The 19,112-nt window shown below is 59.2% G+C and carries 15 protein-coding genes; 9 read left to right on the top strand and 6 right to left on the bottom strand.

Annotation, left to right across the window (positions count from 1 at the left end):
• Position 1: 1 nt before the first annotated feature.
• Complete coding sequence (locus NAV32_RS16295; RefSeq protein WP_256053845.1) at positions 2–913, bottom strand: DNA adenine methylase; 912 nt, start codon at positions 911–913, stop codon at positions 2–4.
• A gap of 95 nt (positions 914–1,008) precedes the next feature.
• On the opposite strand from NAV32_RS16295, the gene NAV32_RS16290 reads away from it, so the two are divergent.
• The 4 genes from NAV32_RS16290 to NAV32_RS16275 all read left to right on the top strand — a co-directional run bounded on the left by NAV32_RS16290 (position 1,009) and on the right by NAV32_RS16275 (position 9,371).
• A complete protein-coding gene (locus tag NAV32_RS16290) occupies positions 1,009–2,325 on the top strand; it encodes a site-specific DNA-methyltransferase (RefSeq protein WP_256053844.1) in 1,317 nt (438 codons plus the stop codon).
• A 381-nt stretch (positions 2,326–2,706) separates the two neighbouring features.
• Complete coding sequence (locus tag NAV32_RS16285) at positions 2,707–7,824, top strand: RecQ family ATP-dependent DNA helicase (protein WP_256053843.1); 5,118 nt, start codon at positions 2,707–2,709, stop codon at positions 7,822–7,824.
• 57 nt (positions 7,825–7,881) lie between these two features.
• A complete protein-coding gene (locus NAV32_RS16280) occupies positions 7,882–8,184 on the top strand; it encodes a hypothetical protein (RefSeq protein WP_423836442.1) in 303 nt (100 codons plus the stop codon).
• A gap of 50 nt (positions 8,185–8,234) precedes the next feature.
• Complete coding sequence (locus NAV32_RS16275) at positions 8,235–9,371, top strand: protein NO VEIN domain-containing protein (protein WP_256053842.1); 1,137 nt, start codon at positions 8,235–8,237, stop codon at positions 9,369–9,371.
• A gap of 122 nt (positions 9,372–9,493) precedes the next feature.
• On the opposite strand, the gene NAV32_RS16270 is transcribed toward NAV32_RS16275, so the two are convergent.
• The 3 genes from NAV32_RS16270 to NAV32_RS17695 form a co-directional block, all read right to left on the bottom strand.
• Positions 9,494–10,972, bottom strand: coding sequence for a PepSY domain-containing protein (locus NAV32_RS16270; RefSeq protein ID WP_256053856.1), 1,479 nt, complete (start codon positions 10,970–10,972; stop codon positions 9,494–9,496).
• Positions 10,973–10,977: 5 nt separating this feature from the next.
• Positions 10,978–13,134 carry a TonB-dependent receptor gene (locus NAV32_RS16265; protein ID WP_256053841.1) on the bottom strand — a complete coding sequence of 719 codons (2,157 nt, stop codon included), beginning with the start codon at positions 13,132–13,134 and terminating at the stop codon, positions 10,978–10,980.
• Between the two features lie 76 nt (positions 13,135–13,210).
• Positions 13,211–13,537 carry a DUF2946 domain-containing protein gene (locus tag NAV32_RS17695; RefSeq protein ID WP_423836443.1) on the bottom strand — a complete coding sequence of 109 codons (327 nt, stop codon included), beginning with the start codon at positions 13,535–13,537 and terminating at the stop codon, positions 13,211–13,213.
• Between NAV32_RS17695 and NAV32_RS16260 the strand changes: the two genes are divergently transcribed.
• The 3 genes from NAV32_RS16260 to NAV32_RS16250 all read left to right on the top strand — a co-directional run bounded on the left by NAV32_RS16260 (position 13,424) and on the right by NAV32_RS16250 (position 15,693).
• Positions 13,424–13,651, top strand: coding sequence for a hypothetical protein (locus NAV32_RS16260; RefSeq protein ID WP_256053840.1), 228 nt, complete (start codon positions 13,424–13,426; stop codon positions 13,649–13,651). The two genes, NAV32_RS17695 and NAV32_RS16260, sit on opposite strands and share 114 nt — an antisense overlap.
• A gap of 377 nt (positions 13,652–14,028) precedes the next feature.
• Positions 14,029–14,661 (top strand): TetR/AcrR family transcriptional regulator, encoded by a 633-nt coding sequence (locus tag NAV32_RS16255; RefSeq protein WP_256053855.1) that lies wholly within the window; start codon positions 14,029–14,031, stop codon positions 14,659–14,661.
• A gap of 48 nt (positions 14,662–14,709) precedes the next feature.
• Positions 14,710–15,693 carry an MDR family oxidoreductase gene (locus NAV32_RS16250; protein WP_256053839.1) on the top strand — a complete coding sequence of 328 codons (984 nt, stop codon included), beginning with the start codon at positions 14,710–14,712 and terminating at the stop codon, positions 15,691–15,693.
• 572 nt (positions 15,694–16,265) lie between these two features.
• Here the strand turns inward: NAV32_RS16250 and NAV32_RS16245 are convergent.
• On the bottom strand, positions 16,266–16,931 hold the full coding sequence (locus tag NAV32_RS16245) for a thermonuclease family protein (RefSeq protein WP_256053838.1): 666 nt from the start codon (positions 16,929–16,931) through the stop codon (positions 16,266–16,268).
• A gap of 277 nt (positions 16,932–17,208) precedes the next feature.
• Between NAV32_RS16245 and NAV32_RS16240 the strand changes: the two genes are divergently transcribed.
• A complete protein-coding gene (locus NAV32_RS16240) occupies positions 17,209–17,697 on the top strand; it encodes a hypothetical protein (protein ID WP_256053837.1) in 489 nt (162 codons plus the stop codon).
• Positions 17,698–17,814: 117 nt separating this feature from the next.
• Positions 17,815–18,843 (top strand): alcohol dehydrogenase AdhP, encoded by a 1,029-nt coding sequence (gene adhP, locus NAV32_RS16235; RefSeq protein ID WP_003298049.1) that lies wholly within the window; start codon positions 17,815–17,817, stop codon positions 18,841–18,843.
• Between the two features lie 139 nt (positions 18,844–18,982).
• Here adhP and NAV32_RS16230 read toward each other — a convergent pair.
• Positions 18,983–19,112: JAB domain-containing protein (locus NAV32_RS16230; protein ID WP_272890317.1), on the bottom strand; the 130-nt coding region annotated here is incomplete at its 5' end.

Here is a 19,112-nt window from a genome sequence, read left to right as displayed (position 1 = left end):
ACTATTTCCCTATTATGATAGCTTCCGGCGATCTATGTGACTCAACTTCTCGTCGGCTTTGTGCGGCTAATGACCGATGCGTTGTAAACTGAATTATCTCGTTATCGGGGAAAAGTTCATGAATGAGCTCTGTGTCGCGATTGGACATTACCCATTTCACGCCTCTATTGGATAGTGCTGTGCAGATTTCAGCTAGCTCTATTAGGTCAGGAAGTTCAAAAGTTTTTGCTGTATACTTATTAAATTTTGCGGTGGGCTCTTTCTCAATCCCTGGGCGCGAAAACACAGGAAGGTATGGCGGGTCGAGGTAGACAAAGTCTCCGCAAGAAGCGCCGTTAAGAACTTCGCGGAAGTCCTTCGCGGCGATTTTTGCATTCTTTAGGACACCAGCCATGACCGCAAAGGTGGTCTCGTCAATATTTTTGAAGCAGCGGTCTCCCCAAGGGACATTCATGGCTCCGGTGCGGGAGTTTTCGCGCCAAAGATGGTTCCACGAGACCCCATTTAAATACAAGAAGCGAGCCGCTTTTTCAAGCGAGGTATTAGGGATTGTTGCTCGAACTTCGTAGTAGAATTCCTTAGAGTCTCGTGCTTGATACCAGTCTAGTAGTGGGCGCAGCTCACTTTGGTGGTCTTTTACAGCGATCCACGCAGCGACCAAGTGCTCGTTTAGATCGGCTAAGCGCGCGCATCCTGAGATGCGGCTAGAGCATGCAAGGAAAACGGCTCCTCCGCCCAGAAATGGCTCGTAGTAGTCTTTAATATTCCGCGGGACGTGAGGAAGGATGCGTGGAAGGAGTCGCGTTTTGCCGCCTACCCACCGGATGAAAGGCTTAATAGGCGGACTGGCTGGTTCGATCAATGGTAGCTCCAGATTGGTAGGCTTTTCGAGTATAATCTCTTGTTTTTCCACGTCTTTTGGCTCATTTGTCGCGAGGCGGTATTCTAACAGGAAGCGCCGGACATCGAGCGCATCGTGGTGTGGCAATCTCTGGTTCTGGTGGGCGTATGTCTGAGATTCAACTGATTTGGCCAAATAAAGACTTAGTCCTATGTGCGGCAGGCGCTGACGGCTATGAGTGGATGACCCCGAATGACAAAAGGCTGCGTGCCATTCCGTCGATTGAGGCACTATCTAGTCAACCGGTTAGCTCTCGCTCGAATGTGCTTGCAATCGGGGATGGATTGGATGTTCTGCAGGCGCTAGCAGAGAGAACCACGGTTTTCAACCAGGGAATCCGACTCGTCTATATCGATCCGCCATTCAATACTCAGGGTCAATTTCGCCAATACAGCGACGCGATGGAGCGCTCAATGTGGCTGAGCATGATGCGCGACCGGCTCGTGGCGCTACGATCGCTGCTAGCCGAAAATGCCAGCATTTGGGTGCATCTGGACGATGCTGAAGTTCACCGAGCAAGATCTATCATGGATGAGGTTTTCGGTGAGGATGCCTTTGTTGCATCAGTCGTTTGGCAGAAAAAAACTACACGTGATTCGCGTGCAGCATTTTCATCAAATCACGACACAATCCTCGTTTACGCACCAAGTGGTCCCAAAAAGTGGAAAACGTCAAGAAATCTGCTTTCGAAGGATAATAGTCTGCTGATCAACAAGGACAATGATCCTAGAGGCCCATGGTCGGATGCGCCGTTTACTGCCCCGGGTTTTCGTAGCGCGCAACAGTACGACATCGTTACTCCTACTGGACGAACATTGCGTCCACCGAGAGGGCGGTCTTGGTATGCCACGGAGCAGACCTACCAGGATTTGCTTGCCGACGGGCGTATTTGGTTCCCGAAGGGGGGTGATGGTTCTCCTCGACTTAAGCTCTTCGCACACCAGCTCCGAGGGTTGGTGCCCTTCACTGTCTGGGGAACATCCGATACCGGGACGAATGACGAGGCAAAGCGTCACCTGATGTCGCTTTTCCCTGACCGAGAGGTATTTGATACGCCGAAGCCGGAGCTTCTCTTAGAAAGAATTATTCACATAGCAACGAACCCAGGAGAGCTAGTTGTAGATCTCTTCGGTGGAAGCGGTACCACTGCTGCAGCTGCCCACAAAATGGGGCGCCGATGGGTTGTCGCTGAGCGCAATGCGCAGACCGTTCTGGATTTCTTGTTTCCACGCATTCAGCGCGTCGTCAATGGAACAGATCCGGGCGGAATTACCGAGGCAACGTCTTGGCTAGGGGGTGGAGGCTTTGAGGTCGTTCAGGTTTTGCCGCGAATCGGAGAGCTACCAGACAGTTTCTGCCCTGGGCCTCTCAGGCAAAGCTTGAAGTGGTTGGCGCGCCAAGAGTTAATCTCGACCGCATCCTGAGTGAGTGATTTATCGCTGCCTAGGCACGGGGGAGCAGTTGCTCAATGGTACGCCCTCGAACGCATAGGCGCTCATCGCTAGCGCTGACGCGACAGGGGCAGCCAGCCGATATTAATGACCTATATTAGCACTTCCCCGCGTCAGCGATGACCGCCCCACGGGTCGAGACGGCCCCGGCCGGCTCGATGCGCAGCACGCCAGCGCGCCCCGGCCCAGCCGGGTGACGCCCAATCTTTGCTCTCTTGCTCTTTTCCTTCCGTTGCCCGTCTCACACCCAGCAACCCCCCTCGATACCCCGCGACCCCATGCACCTACCTACACCGGGCATTTGCCGTTACAGTGCCAGCAGCCCCGTAGTCTGTTGCAAGGATCGCCGTCCGGATGGCTTCACCGACTCAACCCAAAAGCCTGATCTTCGATCTCGAAGTCGCTCCCGGCAAAGCCGACCAGCCCGACCGCATCTTCATGGTCGGCGCCCTGCGCCCAGATACCGGTGAAGAGCTCGAACGCAAGATCGACAAGGATCTGCCCCACGTCCTTGATGCGCTGGACAGCCTGGGGCAGGGCGCCAGCTTCGTCCTCGGCCACAACGTCATCGACCATGACCTGCCGATCCTCAAGGACCAGGCCCCACATCTGGCCCTGCACCAGCTCCCGGTGATCGACACCCTGCGCCTGTCGCCTTTGGCCTTTCCGCAGAACCCTTATCACCGGCTGGTCAAGGACTACAAACTCATTCGTGACAGCCTCAACTCGCCGCTGTCGGACTGCCGCTCCACGCTCACCCTGTTCAATGACCAGCGCCAGGCCTTCGCCCAACTGAACGAGACCCACCAGGCAGAACTCCTGTGCTACCAGACGCTGCTGGCCCCGACACTTAAAAGCGACCTGGGCTCGTTCTTCGCTTCCCTCACTGGCACCAGCCCCAAGCCCGTCATCGAGCTGCGCGGCCTGATCCCCCAACTGCTGGAAGAAACCGACCCGACCCTGACCCGCAGGCTCAAGGTCTGCAGCACGCGCCTGGAGCAGTTGCTGGAAACCGACCTCATGGATGAGGCCCTGCATCTGCCGTTGGCCTATGCACTGGCCTGGCTGCGGGTTTCGGGCGGCAACTCGGTGCTAGCCCCCTGGGTGCGGTACCAATTTCCAGAAGTGGGCCGGCTGATCGCCGAGCTGCGTGATACCCCCTGCGGCCAGGACAGCTGCGGCTATTGCACCACCACCCACGACCCGCGCCACGAACTCAAGCGCTACTTCGGCTTCGATGACTTTCGCACCGAACCGGACGGTCGCACCCTGCAGCACGACGTGGTGCTGGCCGGCATGCGGGGCCAGCACGTGTTGGCCATCCTGGCGACCGGCGGCGGCAAATCGCTGTGCTACCAGCTTCCGGCCCTGAACCGTTTTCACCGCAACGGCAGCCTCACGGTGATCATCTCGCCGCTGCAGTCGCTGATGAAGGATCAGGTCGACGGCCTGCTTGAGCGCAACGTGCAGTGCGCCGCGACCCTCAATGGTCTTTTGACCATGCCTGAGCGGGCTGAGGTGCTGGAAAAGGTGCAGATGGGCGATGTGGGGATTCTGCTGGTCTCACCCGAGCAGTTTCGCAACAAGGCCTTTCGCCGGGCGATCAAGCAGCGCCAGATCGGCGCCTGGATCTTCGATGAAGCGCACTGCCTGTCCAAGTGGGGCAACGACTTCCGGCCCGATTACCACTACGTGTCGCGCTTTATCAGCGAGCACAGCGGTGACAGCCCCCTGGCTCCGATTGGCTGTTTTACTGCCACCGCCAAACCCGATGTACTCCAGGATATTCAGGATCACTTCAGCGACCAACTGGGCATCCGTTTTGAGACCTTTTTGGGCACCCATGAGCGCACCAACCTTAGTTTCGAGGTTCTGCCCTGCACCCGTGCCGAGAAGTGGGCCCGTACCCACCAACTGCTCGAGGACCACATTGGTCGCGACCACGGTGGAGCCGTGGTCTTTGTCTCCAGCCGCAAAGGCACCGAGGAGCTCTCTGGCTTTCTGATTGGCCAGGGTTGGTCCTGCAAACATTTTCATGCCGGCCTCGAACCCCATGAGAAAACCGACATTCAGGATGCGTTCAAGGCCGGGGAGCTGCGAGTCATTGTTGCCACCAACGCCTTTGGCATGGGCGTGGACAAGGCCGACATCCGCCTGGTGGTGCATGCCGACATTCCGGGCTCCCTGGAAAACTACCTGCAGGAAGCCGGGCGAGCAGGACGCGACCAGGGTGATGCCCGTTGCGTACTGCTCTACGACCTGCAGGACATCGAAACCCAGTTCGGTATGTGCGAGCGCTCCAAGCTCGGCCTGCGCGACATTCAGCAGATCCTGAGCAAGCTGCGCACGGAAAGCGATCGACGCAAGGGCGCCAAGCTGGTCATCACCGCAGGTGAGGTCCTGCTCGATGAGGACATTGAAACCAGCTTCAACGCCGACGACCGCGATGCCGAAACCAAGGTGGTCACCGCCGTCGCCTGGTTGGAGCGTGGCCAGTATTTGAAGCGTGAAGAAAACCAGACACAGATTTTCCCGGCCACCCTCAGCCTGTCCCAAGCAGACGCCGAACAGCGCCTCGCCAAAGCCGATCTCCCCGCCAGGCGCCTGGAGGAGTTTCGGGCAATCTTGCGCTTTCTCTATGACGCCGGCGCCGATGAGCGCATCAACACCGATGCGCTGATGGCCCTGACCAGCCTGACTTCCGAAGAGGTCACCGCCACCCTCAAGCAAATGGAGGCGCTGGGCCTGCTGGAGAATGACTCCAGGCTCACGTGCTACCTACGCCATGGCACGGGCCGATCTGCCCGACAACAGCTCAAGCACACGCTGGAGCTTGAACACGCCTTATTCGATTGCTTGCGTGAGCAGGCCCCGGATGCGGAGAGCGGCGCGTGGCAGGACTTGAACCTTCCACCCTTGAGCGCCGCACTGAAAGACGCCACCGGCCAGAAGGACCTCATCCCGCTTGACGTGCTGCGTCTGCTGCGCAGCCTCGCCCAGGATCCTGACAGCGACAGTCAACGCAGAGGCACGCTTGAGCTGCGGCAGGTCAGCCGGGACTACCTCAAGCTGCGGATCAAGGGTGGCTACAGCTGGGCCCAGATTCAGGCTTTTGGCGAAAAACGTCGCGCACTCGCCGGTGTGCTGCTGCAGTTTCTTATCGGCAAGATCCCGGCAGGCCTGCATGGCAAAGATCTGTTGGTCGATACCACCTTTGGCGAGCTGGCTCGTGCGTTAGAAGCGGACCTGCAACTGTCGCACCTGATTCCACCGGAGCAGCGCCAGCGCGCCATCGAGTATGTGCTGCTGTACCTGCATAAGCAGGAAATCCTGACCCTCAACCACGGCATGACCGTGATGCGTCGTGCGATGACCATCGAGGTTGACGCGGACAGGCGCCGAAAATTCCGGAAAGACGATTACCTCAAACTCGACGAGCACTACCGGGAAAAGCGGATTCAGGTTCATGTGATGCGCGAGTATGCCGAGGTGGCCCTGGGCGAGATGGCGGCTGCGCTGAGTCTGGTGATGCATTACTTCAGCGATTCCAAACAGGACTTCATCAAGCGCTACTTCGAGGGGCGCGAGGAGGTGCTGAAGCTCGCCACCAGCGAGGAGTCCTGGAACACCATCATTGAAACCCTGAGCGCACCGCAGCGCCTGATCGTGGCCGATGACGATGACATGAACCGTCTGGTGCTTGCCGGACCAGGCTCTGGCAAAACCCGGGTAATTGTGCATCGCATTGCGTACCTGCTGCGGGTACGGCGGGTACCGGCCAGTAGCATCGTCGCGCTCACCTTCAACCGCCACGCCGCCAACGAGATCAAGCAGCGCCTACTGCGTTTGGTGGGTGCCGATGCCTTCGGGGTCAACGTCATGACCTATCACCGCATGGCCATGCGCCTGACCGGCACACGCTTCGAGCGTCGCGAAACGGTTGAGGAGGGCACGCTCAAACAGGTGTTGTCGGATGCGGTGGATCTGCTCGAAGGCAAGCGCCACGCCGAAGGCGACGATGACCTGCGCGAGCAACTGCTGCGTGGCTATCGGTACATTCTGGTGGACGAATACCAGGACATCGATGAGCTTCAGTATCGCATGGTGAGTGCCCTGGCCGGTCGCAAGGCGGACGAAGAAGGGCGGCTGTGCATCCTGGCGGTCGGCGACGATGACCAGAACATCTACCAGTGGCGCGAGACCAACAACCGCTACATTCTGCAGTTTCGGGAAGACTACGAAGCCACCACCAGCTACCTCATCGATAACTATCGCTCGTCTCGCCATATCATCGCCGCCGCCAACAGCCTTATCGAGCGCAATCCTCAACGCCTGAAACAGCAGCACCCCATTCAGATCAATGCGGCTCGCCGGGACCACCCCCGAGGCGGCGAGTGGGAAGAGATGGATGCCGAACGCTGCGGGCAAGTCATGCGCCTGGCCATACAGGGCGATGAGCGAACCCGGCCCAACCTGCAGGCTCAGGCCGCCGTTGCGGAGCTTCAGCGCCTGCTGGAGCTGGAAAGCGGTGAATGGAACGGCTGCGCCATCCTGTCTCGTCGGCACGAGTACCTATACCCCGTTCAGGCGTGGTGCGAGCAAAACGGCGTGCATTACTGTTTGGCTGCAGACAAGGATGCGGCCCTACCGCTCACCGGCCAGCGTGGTTTTGTAACAGCGGTCGAGCACCTGCGCTCGCAGAACGGGTCCCTGGATGCGAAGGGCCACTGGCGAGCAGTTCAGGGTGCATCGCTGGATGAGGAGTGGCACGCGTTCTTCGAAGTTGCCTTCGGGCAACTCCTGGTTGAGCTCGGCGAGTGCCAGCTCAGTAGCCAGGCAGTAATCGACTGGCTCTACGACTACGCGCGGGAACTGCGCCAGCAGCCCAAGCAGGGCCTGTATATCGGCACCGTGCATTCGGCCAAGGGCCTGGAGTTCCGGCACGTGGTGCTGCTCGATGGCGGCTGGCCAACCGGTACGGATGCGCTTAACGATGAGCGCCGGCTCTACTACGTGGGCATGACCCGCGCCGAACAAACCCTGACCCTCTGTGAATTTCCAGGCGGCAATCCGTTTAGCCGGTACCTGCTTGACGGGATCAGGGTGCGAGCCTTTGAAGGCGAGGTGCTGCCCGCGCTGGACAAACGCTACCTGCAGCTCTCGCTCAAGGACATTGACCTCGACTTTGCAGGACGGCAACCGCTAAGTGCGCCCATTCACCAGGCGCTGGCGAGTCTCGAGCCCGGCGATCCGCTCACTCTGAGCGCCCAGGATGAGCGTTATTTGATTTTTGACACTGACGGCCGGGTCGTGGGACGCACGGCCAAGTCGTTCAAGCTGCCGCTCGAGGTGGAGCACTGCGAGGTCGCAGGCGTCATGGTCCGGCAGTCCGGGCATTGCGAGGAGCAGTACCGGGCGCGGCACAAGTGCGAGCAGTGGGAGTTGATTGTGCCGAGGGTTGTGGGTGTTTGATCTGGTAGGCGCAGCAGCGACCAGGAACACGCAGTTAACGGTCGAGAAGAAGACGAAATGAAGAAGTCTAAAATCGAAACTTATTTGTACCCGTTTCGATACAAGATCCTAGCGCTGATGCTGATTGCGGTCCTGGTCAACAGCTACAGCCTGTCTGACGATTCCGGCGTCATGGCTGCGGCGGCCATCACGCATTTTTTGTTCGGCCAGGCGGTGTTTTCGTACCTCAATGGTTGGAGCGTGTTGATCGGACCTGGTACAAACTTGGACAGCACGGGCTGCAAGTACGCAAGGGATTTAATGGGCCTGGTGGCGTTCACGGCTTTTGTCGGGACGTTTCTGTTCAGGGGCTACTCGTAATCTCGTGGCTCCGCGGTCCCCGGCACACCATGACAAAAAGGAAGGACCCTGTGTCTCAGCTCTCCCAACTGCGAAGCCCCGCTTCCGTACAAGCTGCGATGGATGAGTTCGTGCAACTAGGCCGCACCAAATTCCTGGCGCGCTATGGGTTCGGTAAGTCGCGCGACTTCCTGGTCCGTGACCCAAAAACTGGCGTCGATTGCGATTCAAAGGCCATCGCCGGTGTCGCCTTCGGCAAGCAGTTTCCCGAGCAGGGCCCACTGACTGCCGACAGTTTCTCGGGTGGCGAGGCGACCGTCGTTCCGGCACTGACCAACCTCGGTTTTCGCATCATTCGTATCGGCGAAGACTGGACCGAAGAAGAGGTCCTGGCCACGGTCGAAGACTATTTCGACATGCTGCGCGCCGAGGCGGCTGGGGAGCCGTACAACAAGTCCGAGCACAACCAGGCACTGCGCCAACAGCTGAACGGCCGCAGCAAGTCCTCTGTCGAGCTCAAGCACCAGAACATCAGCGCCGTACTTGATGCCCTGGGCTTACCCTATATCAACGGCTACAAGCCACGGGGCAACAGCCAACTGCTGCTGCGTAAATCCGTACACGCCTACGTTCTGGAACATCAGCAGACGGTCGGCGCCCTTTTCGATGCCCTGGAGGAGGTAAAACTTCCGGGTGACAAAACCTACCAGGCGGCTTTGGTAGAACCGCCCGCCCGTGAAGTGCTCGTGCGTACCTCGGCATCCCTTCGGCAACGCCTACCGCGAAAGTTCGACTATGCCGCTCGCGATGAAGCCAACCGCAAGCTGGGCCGGGCAGGGGAGCAGTGGGTGATTGGCTACGAGCACCAACGCCTGACCGAACTCGGCCATCCGGAGCTTTTTCAGCGACTGGATTGGGTGTCCGACTCCCAAGGAGACGGTGCAGGCTTCGACATCCTGTCGTTCGAAGATGACGCCCGTGAGCGCTTCATCGAGGTGAAAACCACCAACGGCGGGGTTGGCTCGTCTTTCCTGGTCAGCCACAACGAGCTCGAGTTTTCAAAGGAAACGGGCGATCAGTTCCATCTGTATCGCGTGTTCCAATTTCGAGACGGTCCGCGCCTTTTCACGCTACCCGGCGATCTGAGCCAGCACGTGCATCTGAAGCCTACTGACTACCGGGCGAGTTTTCGGAATGTGGTGGGGTAAAAGCAGAGTCTGGTGGGGTCAATGGCGGCATTCGGCCAAAAGCGGCCATTCGAGACGACCTGAGCCAAGCACCAATACTACTCGGCAGACAGAATGCTTAGCTCTCGGGTTTGTTTTCCATCCTATTTCCGCGGCACGTCGCGTTGTCGTTTGCGTTGGCGCTGCAAACGCCTCCATCCCAACACTGTGCCACTGAGGCAAATGATCAGGCCGCCAAGGCTGAAAGCAATGATCAGAACCTCACGCAATCGCGGGCGCTCCAGTAGCGGCTGAACATCCCAGCTATGCAGCAAGTTGAACAGCCAGCGTCCGACTCGTTGCCGCTGATCGTGACGCGCGACCATCTCACCACTGGCAGGATCCAGGTAAATCCAGGTTTGCTCTGGATCATCGAAACGCACCCGCAGTACCGGAAGCGGCCGGTTCAGGGAGCCATACATGCTCTGCGCGTCGCGGGCAAAGTAGTAGGTGTCGAAGCGCTCGATCCAATCCGTTTGTTCTGAGATCGAGGGCGCCATAGCCCGTGCCGCAGCGAGCAGCCGCTCAGGCGGAAACTGTCGAATGATTCTATCGCCCAGCAAGATGCGACTATCGCCGGACGAGTCGCGCGCCACGAGATAGGTACTGCCATCCATACGGCGCCATTCCACCTCTACGGGGTTTAGTTCTGCGCCTATCAGGTTCAGCGCCCGCGCGACGGAGATCGAGATATCCGCGGCCTGCAGTGCCCCGCCCTGCATCGTTGTAGCATCGAGACGTGAGCGGCTGTCGGTCACGCTCCATGGACGCATGGACATCAAACCACTGAAAATCCATGCTACCAGCACCATCCCGAACAGCAGTCCACCAATGTGGTGCCAGCGAAGCCAGCCTGATGGATAAGGGCTGCGTGAGCCATTGCGGTAGGGTTTGCGCAGCCGCCAGCGCAGCACGCCGACCACCATACCCAGCACGGCCATAGCCGTGCCGAGCAGGGATAAACCGATCACCAGCACACGCCAGCCGTTGTCGAAGCCGAAGCCGCCCCGCAGTGGATAGAGCCAGTGCAGCCAGGCCCCCAGCCAGTTCCAGCGGCGCTCCTGCAAGCTGGCATCCAGCACCACCTCGCCGGTCTTGCCGGACAGATAAAGCCAGTACGGCTCTGTCTGCCCGACCACAACTCGGTGCAAGGGTCGATGCTCGTCCAGGCTACGCGAGCGCGTCCAAACGTCTTCCTCCGTTTGGCCGCCGTACAGTAGCGGCGCCTCGCCGGCATATTGCCTAGCGCTGTCCAGCGCCCAGGCCTCATCTGCTCGCTCGAGCGGCTTGCCGCTGCGAGCATCGAGCGTCAATCTGCGTCCGTCGTCCAGTTCCAGCAAGTAGAACGGTCGCCCTCCCAAGCTGGTCAGGCGCAGCCGCTGCAGCGGTGTCTGCGCCCACTGCGCCGGCACCTCGGCGCAGCATGCAGTCGGCAGAACCGGCAGGTGTCCGAGGCGTTCGCTCGGGGTCAGCTTGGGGTAGCCGACATAGAGCATCACCACCCCGGAGACAAACCACAGCGCCATCAGCAGGCATAGCGCGATGCCCAGCCAGCGATGCCAGAGGTAGAGCTGGCGTTTCAGTGCCATCAGTAGCGCCACTGCACAGCCATTTCCATGCTGCGCGGCTCACCCAGGTAGTACTGGGTGTTGCTCTGGTGGATGAAGCGGGCGTAGACCTCGTCGGTGACGTTACGCAGACGTGCGCTCAGTTCGGTGTGGACGTCCAGATCGTGTTTGAGGAACAACCCGTAGACCGTGTAGGACGGCACCCACATGGTGTTGGCGGTATTGGCATATACCGACGAGACGTAGCGCGCATCGGCACCCACCTTCCAGTCGGGCGCCACATCGTAGGTCAACCAGAGATTGGCGACACGATCAGGAATGTTCACCGGGTTCTTGCCCTTGCGTGAAATCACCATGCCACTGACAGTTTCGTTGAACTCGTCGTATTCGGCGCGCACCCAGGTGACGTTACCGGCAGCGAGCAACTGCGGCGTAACCTTGAACGAAGCGGCCAGCTCGATACCGGTAGAGGTTTGCTGTCCCGCCTGTTCGGTGGTGTTCGGCACGCTGGAGGACGGCACCGAGACATTCTTGCGCACGATGCGGTAAGCCGCTGCCGTGGCCGAACCGCGTCCATCGAGGATGTCGAACTTGGTACCGATCTCGACCTGGCGACCGGTGCTCAGATCAAGGCCGTCAACTTGGCCGATACTCGCGCTGGTGAGGGTGCCGCCCGGCGGCTCGGCCGAGGTGCTGTACTGGGTGTAGAGACTGACGGCCTCGGTCAGGTCATAGACCAGCCCGATACGCCCGGTGAAAGCATCCCAGCGTCGATCCAGTTGATTACTGCCCGCGTGATCAACCACATCGAAGTCGATATGGTCATAGCGCAGTGCGGTGATCAGCGCCAGGCGATCGGTCAGACGTGTGCGGTTCTCAACGAAAGCCGAGGAGGTATCGGTCCACGTGCTGCGGCCCTTGGTGCGCGGGGCGTCCATGCCGGGTATGTCGAGAAAATCGCCCGGATCGAAACCATTCGGATCAACCGTATCGAAGTCCGCCGAGATCGATAGCGGATAGTTGGTCTGCTGGTTACGGCTGTACTCCAGGCCAAAGGCCCAGTCGCTGTTCAGGCCGAGCAGCTCGCCGGCATGAGTCAGTTCGAGACGGTTGCCGTTCACCTCTTGATCATGCCGTTGTCTATAGGCGGCAGACCGCGTTACCTCGATATTATCCGCGTCGTACCGGTAGCGTTCGAGGTTGCGGTAATCTCGGTTGCCCTTGTAGTGGTAGAACGTATTGCGCAGCTGGGTGGCGTGGTCAAAACGGTATTCGGTAATCGAGCGCAGCCAGCGGGTGCGCTGCTCGTACCGACCATCCTCGACGTTGTAGTTGTTGAAGCGGTTGTGCTTGTCGATGTGCAACGTGCCGCTCAGCGGTTGCAGCACCGGCGTACCCCAATACGGGCTGTCTTCCTTTTCCTCCAAGTATTCGATAGCCAACGTGTGCGAGAGCTGATCGTTGATGTCGCTGAGCAGCGAGAAGGCCAGGTTTCCGGAACCGTTCTCCTGACGGTCGATGTAGCCATTGGTATGGGTACGGCTGTAATCCAGACGCGCATAGTGGCGCGGCCCGTCGCCCTCGTTGAGGGCCTGATTGAGGCCGATGGCGGTTTCCCATGTGTCGTAGCGCGAATAACTTAGCCGGCCTTCAACACTGTCCTCATCTCGGCTGGCCAGCTTGGTAATGAAGTTCAGGCTGCCGCCGACCGCACCGCTACCATTAAGAAAGGACGACGGGCCGCCCAGCAACTCCACGCGATCATAGATCCACGCGCCAACGGGGCGGGCCGAGCCGCCGTATTGCAGGTTGATGCCGTTAAATAACTGGCCAATCTGAGCGCCATTGAAACCACGGTAGGCCACGTAACCGCCCCAACCGGGCGGAGCCGAGGCATTCACACCAGGCAAGGCATTGGCAGCGTCCTGAAAGTTGCGCGCCCCGATGCGTTCCATGGTCGCTCGGTCAGCTACGCTGATCGATGCTGGATTTTCGCGGGCACTCAGATTCAGGCGAGAGCCGCTATCAATGACCCTGTTCAGATTGATACCAGTGGCCTCGTTGGGCTCAGCGGCGTCAGCAGTAACGGTATCTGCGGGTAGCATAAGGGCGTCGTTTTGCGCCCAAGCAAGCGGAGCGCTGGCAACAAGCAGCACAAAGGTTGTTGCTCGAAACATGAAGAGCTTCCTGAATTTATTTTTGATTCGACAAGCCCGCCACCGGCGTCAAAAAGCCGAGGTCGTGAAGGCGAACTTAGTTAGCAGGAAGCAGCTGTGGGGAGGCGCGAGGGTTGGCTGGAGGCCAGTGATAACGTGGCGTCGTCGGTAGTACAGGCGTAAACGGTGGTCGGACAGGGTTTGTTGGCAACCGGCCTACTAGACCAAACAGGGCGGCAACCATGACGGCGCCAAACAGGCTTGCAATGGCGCAACCAGCCCCAGTGACCGAGTTCATCGACGAGCTGTCGTGGCTCGCCTGAACGCTTTGGTTGTGATCGTGCCCATGGCTGCCCCCATGACCATCGGAGTGCGATGCGGCGTGATGATCGACGCTGGGCCCGGCAAGCTGGTGGCCTGCCATTTGTCCGTGGCAAAACGCACAAGCCAGCCCGGCGATGAAAACACTGAGGTAAAGACCCCAAGTAATCAGCGTACGTTGATGGCGGGCCGGTTTCATGAGGCGCAGCTCGGTTAGGTCATGGCAGTGAAGGTACTGTCGTATCAGGTAGGATGCTTCTAGCTAGCGCCGCCACGATAAACACCATAAGCGCTGCCGTCTATGCTCAGCCAAGTCGTTCTGTGCGTCGCAGTGTCACTGACCCCAATAAGAAAACAGCCGCGCCCTCAGCAATAACCCCCCTTAAAGCAAATAGGTGAAGGCCTGAATTCGATCTTCACTGTGGATGGTCGGCCGGGTATTGCACGAGATATAGCATCTTCAACAGACCACCAATCGCGGTTGCACTAATGGCGAAAACTCTGATTTCAGTCATCCACCCATTGGCGGCACATAACAATATCGCCGCCCCATGCTCAATTGACATTAGAGACGATCGGTCTAATATAGACGCCATGACTATAGCTAAGACTCATGCCCGCCGAGGGCGTCCGCCTAGTGCCCAAAGAGAGCATGGTGACACTCGCGAGCTGCTACTGCGTTGCGGCATGGAAATATTCGCCGAACAGGGATTTGCAGCTACGGGCATCGACGCTGTGCTGAAGCGGGTTAGCGTACCCAAAGGCTCGTTCTATCATTATTTTGATAGTAAGGAAGCCTTCGGGCAGGCAGTGTTACAACGCTATGCGGATTATTTTGGTCGCAAATTGGATCGTTGGTTGCTCGACGAGACGGAGCTCCCGCTTCGCCGCATACGCCATTTTGTCGACGACGCGAAGGAGGGCATGAAGAAGCACGAATTCCGCCGAGGTTGTCTGGTCGGCAATCTCGGTCAAGAGATTATTGTTCTACCTGAGAGTTTCCGCAACGAGTTGGAGAATATTCTGCTCGACTGGCAAAGGCGTCTGGCGGATTGCTTACGTCAGGCGGCGAGCCAGCGGCAAATATGCCTAAGCAGCAACTGTGATGATCTCTCTGCATACTTCTGGATTGGCTGGGAGGGTGCCGTAATGCGCGCCAGGCTGGTACGGGATGCGGTGCCGCTGGAGGTCTTCGCCGCTGGGTTTCTCGCTGGCATCACTAGGTAGAGTTTTTTCGACAATTAATAGACGATCGGTCTAAATGAGGAGCTGATGATGTTCAAGGCAATTCTTATCGAAAAAGATGCAGAGGCTTCTCGGGCTCGCTTGACTGACCTTGATGAAGCGCAGCTCCCTGAAGGTGATGTAACAGTTCGGGTGGTCTACAGCACGCTGAATTACAAGGATGGGCTAGCCATCAGCGGTGGCAGTCCAGTTGTGCGTCAGTTTCCGATGGTGCCCGGTATTGATCTGGCCGGAACCGTGGAAGCCAGCAGCAACCCTCACTACAAGATCGGCGACCGAGTCCTGCTTAACGGCTGGGGTGTGGGCGAAGGGCACTGGGGCGGGTTGGCGCAGAAGGCCAAGTTACGAGCTGAATGGCTGATCCCGTTGCCCGAGACATTGAGCGAACGCCAGGCAATGGCAATCGGAACCGCAGGCTACACGGCAATGCTTTGTCTGTTAGCGCTGGAACGCCAAGGTGTGACGCCGGAGCGCGGTGAAGTGCTGGTTACAGGCGCCAATGGCGGAGTTGGCAGCTTTGCCATCGCGCTGTTAGCGCGTAAAGGTTACTCGGTCATTGCGGCGACGGGTCGTCCGGCCGAAGCTGATTATCTGAAGCGTTTGGGCGCAACAACCATCATTGATCGCAATGAATTGTCCAATCCCGGGCGTGCTTTGGCAAAAGAGCGTTGGGCTGCGGCGATCGACTCAGTAGGCAGCCACACGCTGGCCAACGTATGCGCAGGCACACGCGCAGATGGGGTGGTCGCTGCGTGCGGTTTGGCCCAAGGCATGGACTTCCCAGCGACCGTGGCGCCTTTCATTCTGCGTGGGGTTAGCCTGATTGGTATTAATAGTGTCACTCGTCCCTACAAGGAACGTGTGGAGGCCTGGGGCCGCCTGTGCACCGACCTGGACCTGTCGATATTGGATGAAATAACTCATGAAGTTGGCCTGAGTGAAACCATACCGGTTGCACACGGGTTACTCGAAGGTAGAGTCCGGGGGCGCGTGGTGGTTGATGTAAATCGGTGAGCACCCGGTAACTGCCCTCACTGTTTATAGACTGCATTTTTTATAACGGAGCCGCCACCTTTTAGCTGCGCCAAGAGTTGACTGCTGTGGATGTGCAGCGCTCTTGCCAGCGATTCGTTCCTGCTGGCGGTCCCGCGGCGCGAGCTCAAGCGGGATGACGACCCACCTCGGGCGAGGGCAGCCAATCCGGCTGCTCGGACTGACAGAACACGGGCATAACCTGATTAGCAACCTGAGTCGACGCAGAAAACTGCCACAACAACTATGTCGGGGAAATGGAATGCCTCCAATGAAAAGCTTATGGCAAGCCCGGGTAACGTCTTGTCGTAATTCGACGAGCATCGGGCTGAAGTGAGCGGCCGCTTCTGGCCGAAACCAGCCATCGCCATAGATCCCAGCGTCAGCGATGAGCGCCCCAGGGCCGAGACGGCCTGCCGGCTCGATGCACCGCACGCCACGGCCCGCCTTGGCGGGTGACGCCTTGCACACGACACCTCGCCCTCAGGCCCAGACACCGTCTCCATCTTCTTCCAGCTGCCCGCGCTTTTATTGATCGAGACCTAACGACGCGCTTACCGACAAATCGCCTCGCATGGAATCCCATCTCCATCCCCATCAATTCGCGGATTACGGCACGTCCGAAGCTGAAACCTGGCCTCGGCGCAACTGCTCATCTGCCGGCAGGACTTGATCACCGAGCAGTTGAAGCCGCTCTGCTGAGGTGACGTCGAGGGAGGCCGTATCGATGCACGCTGCGACGTGGAGCCGCTTCGCTGTGCCTGCCGCCATTCAGAAGGCGCCACCTGCTCCGATTTCGGCAGTGACCAGATGCCTCGCTTGAACTCCTTCGCCACCGCTTCGAGATTCAAGAGACTGCGGTCCTTCAGGTAGTCGCGATACACCCAGGCGGCTCCGGTTCTGACCATCTCGGCGTTCACGTCGGTATTGCCAACTGTCACGCGCGCTACGGTGCGGCCGTAACGGTCGAGGTCCTGGATGTGGAGGGTGACGTCCTTGCCAAACACCAAGCCTGACAGGGCCTGCCGTGCACGATTGCCGTACGGCTGCTTCAATTCCGGTGCGTCGATTTCACCCAGTCGTACCCGCACCTGATCCTTGTGGGCAGTCAGGCAACTGAAGGTATCCCCATCGGCGATACCAATGACACGGCAGTCAATCGACTCGGCGGCTACCGGAAGGGCCGTGAAGAGGAGGGCGGTCAAGAAATAGCGCAGCATGGGCATCCGTGCGGTTAAAAGGCGCGAGGTTAGCAGGAGCGTCGCACACTGTCAGAGCGTCACGTCTCATGCGTGCCGGCTGTGTCAACGCACCTGCCGACTGTCTTCTTGATTATCAGAACGGCCGTTTTGCCGGCAATCTCCGCCGTACTGTGCACCTTAACGAATGACTCTGAGCTTTTCTCGATGTCCGTGAATCACGCCAGACTTGGCTATGCTGGGCTGGGTTAATGTGTCGAGACAGCACCCATCGACGGGCTGCCACAAGGAGGTGCACATGCGGCATTTTGGGTTACAGGCGGCGTTCGTGCTGATCGCCCTGGGCGCGGGTACGGCCCTTGGCGGGTTCTATCTGGGGGCGGCACCACAGGTGCCAGACGTCATTCGTCCACCGCTGGACATCATGGCGGATGCTGATGAAGTACGTGTCTGGGGCGCCTGGGATGTGCTGGCCGGATACGTGCCACCCGGCACGGGCGCCGTTGAAATCCGCTGTTTCAGGCACGCAGGGCTGTGTGTAGAAGCGCAGGCCAACCTGCTTCAGCACACCGAGGGCGAGGACTTGATGGCAGAGGCCCGGCTCTACCAGATCACGGCCTGGAGCGACGACATTGTCGAGGCTGCACAGCTCACCACGTCAGCTGATTGCGCACAGAACCGCTTGGAAATCCGTTTAGGTGAGCAGGGCGCTCGTCAATCCTGGAGTGGTATCGGAGAGTGCGAAGTCGATCCGGGGCACGCATACCTGGTCGGAGATCCGCTCTAGGCCGGGTCGCCGCCCGTCGCCGTACATCGGGTCGGCCTGGTGACGTTGACCCGCGTCAATCAGTCTGTTGCCTTGCTGGCGCAGGCTGAGATTTTCCCACTCGAAACGGAGCAGACAATGGATACAACCATGAAAGCCGCCGTGGTACGTGCCTTCGGACAACCGCTGGTGATCGAGGAGGTCGCGGTGCCACGACCGGGGCCTGGGCAGGTGCTGATGAAGGTCGAAGCCTGTGGGGTCTGCCACACCGACCTGCACGCCGCTGAGGGCGATTGGCCGGTAAAACCTGAGCCGCCCTTCATCCCTGGCCACGAGGGCGTCGGCCACGTGGTGGCGGTGGGCGCGGGCGTCACGCATGTACGCGAAGGCGACCGTATCGGCGTACCGTGGCTGTATTCGGCCTGCGGCCACTGTGTGCATTGTCTCGGCGGCTGGGAAACGCTGTGCGAAACGCAGCAGAACACCGGCTATTCGGTCAACGGCAGCTTCGCCCAGTACGTGGTGGCCGATGCCAACTATGTCGGTCTGCTGCCCCAGAACATCGGTTTCGTTGAGATCGCGCCGGTGCTGTGCGCCGGCGTGACTGTCTACAAGGGTCTGAAGGTCACCGACACCAAGCCAGGCGACTGGGTGGTGATCTCCGGCATCGGTGGACTCGGCCACATGGCGGTGCAGTATGCCAAGGCCATGGGCCTGAACGTGGCGGCGGTCGATATCGACGACAGCAAGCTGCGCCTGGCTGAACGCCTCGGGGCTACCCTCACGGTCAATGCGCTCACTACAGACCCGGCTGCCTTCATCAAGAAAGAAATCGGCGGTGCACACGGTGCGCTGGTCACTGCGGTGTCACCGAAAGCCTTCGCCCAGGCCGCCGGCATGTTGCGTCGTGGCGGCACGATGTCGTTGGTTGGGCTGCCGCCAGGGGACTTCCCGCTGGACATCTTCGGCATGGTGCTCAATGGCATCACCGTGCGTGGTTCGATCGTTGGCACCCGGCTGGATCTGCAGGAGTCACTTGAGTTCGCAGCGCAAGGCAAAGTTGGCGCCACTGTCGCCACGGATCGCCTGGAAAACATCAATGCGATCTTCGCGCGCATGCACAAGGGTGAGATTGAGGGCCGCATCGTGCTCGATATGACGCTGTAGCGGCATGCCGACACACCACCAGCGCAACGGGGAGCAGATTGTCGCCCTCAGCTTCGCGCTCGATCAGACGGCTGTGACATCGCTTGTCGTTCTGGTGGGCGCGCAAAAAAAGAAGGGGGGGCCGAAGCCCCCCTCTGGCCTATAACAGCCCGAGCTCGGCAAACGACACCTGCTCCTGACCCGCCACGATGATGTGATCGAGTGTGCGCACGTCAATCAGCTCCAGCGCGTCCTTGAGCTTTCGGGTCAGCGTCCTGTCCGCCTGGCTC

Origin of the sequence: Stutzerimonas stutzeri (genome assembly GCF_024448695.1) — a bacterium.
In the GTDB taxonomy this organism is placed as follows: domain Bacteria; phylum Pseudomonadota; class Gammaproteobacteria; order Pseudomonadales; family Pseudomonadaceae; genus Stutzerimonas; species Stutzerimonas stutzeri_T.
This window is presented reverse-complemented; position numbering and strand designations above follow the sequence as displayed.

Bases quoted from the DNA above. Each gene is read 5' to 3' on its own strand.
- NAV32_RS16290 (WP_256053844.1), top strand. From the start codon at position 1,009: ATGTCTGAGATTCAACTGATTTGGCCAAATAAAGACTTAGTCCTATGT.
- NAV32_RS16285 (WP_256053843.1), top strand. From the start codon at position 2,707: ATGGCTTCACCGACTCAACCCAAAAGCCTGATCTTCGATCTCGAAGTC.
- NAV32_RS16280 (WP_423836442.1), top strand. From the start codon at position 7,882: ATGAAGAAGTCTAAAATCGAAACTTATTTGTACCCGTTTCGATACAAG.
- NAV32_RS16265 (WP_256053841.1), bottom strand. From the start codon at position 13,134: ATGTTTCGAGCAACAACCTTTGTGCTGCTTGTTGCCAGCGCTCCGCTT.
- NAV32_RS17695 (WP_423836443.1), bottom strand. From the start codon at position 13,537: ATGGCAGGCCACCAGCTTGCCGGGCCCAGCGTCGATCATCACGCCGCA.
- NAV32_RS16255 (WP_256053855.1), top strand. From the start codon at position 14,029: ATGACTATAGCTAAGACTCATGCCCGCCGAGGGCGTCCGCCTAGTGCC.
- NAV32_RS16250 (WP_256053839.1), top strand. From the start codon at position 14,710: ATGTTCAAGGCAATTCTTATCGAAAAAGATGCAGAGGCTTCTCGGGCT.
- NAV32_RS16245 (WP_256053838.1), bottom strand. From the start codon at position 16,931: ATGCTGCGCTATTTCTTGACCGCCCTCCTCTTCACGGCCCTTCCGGTA.
- NAV32_RS16240 (WP_256053837.1), top strand. From the start codon at position 17,209: ATGCGGCATTTTGGGTTACAGGCGGCGTTCGTGCTGATCGCCCTGGGC.
- adhP (WP_003298049.1), top strand. From the start codon at position 17,815: ATGGATACAACCATGAAAGCCGCCGTGGTACGTGCCTTCGGACAACCG.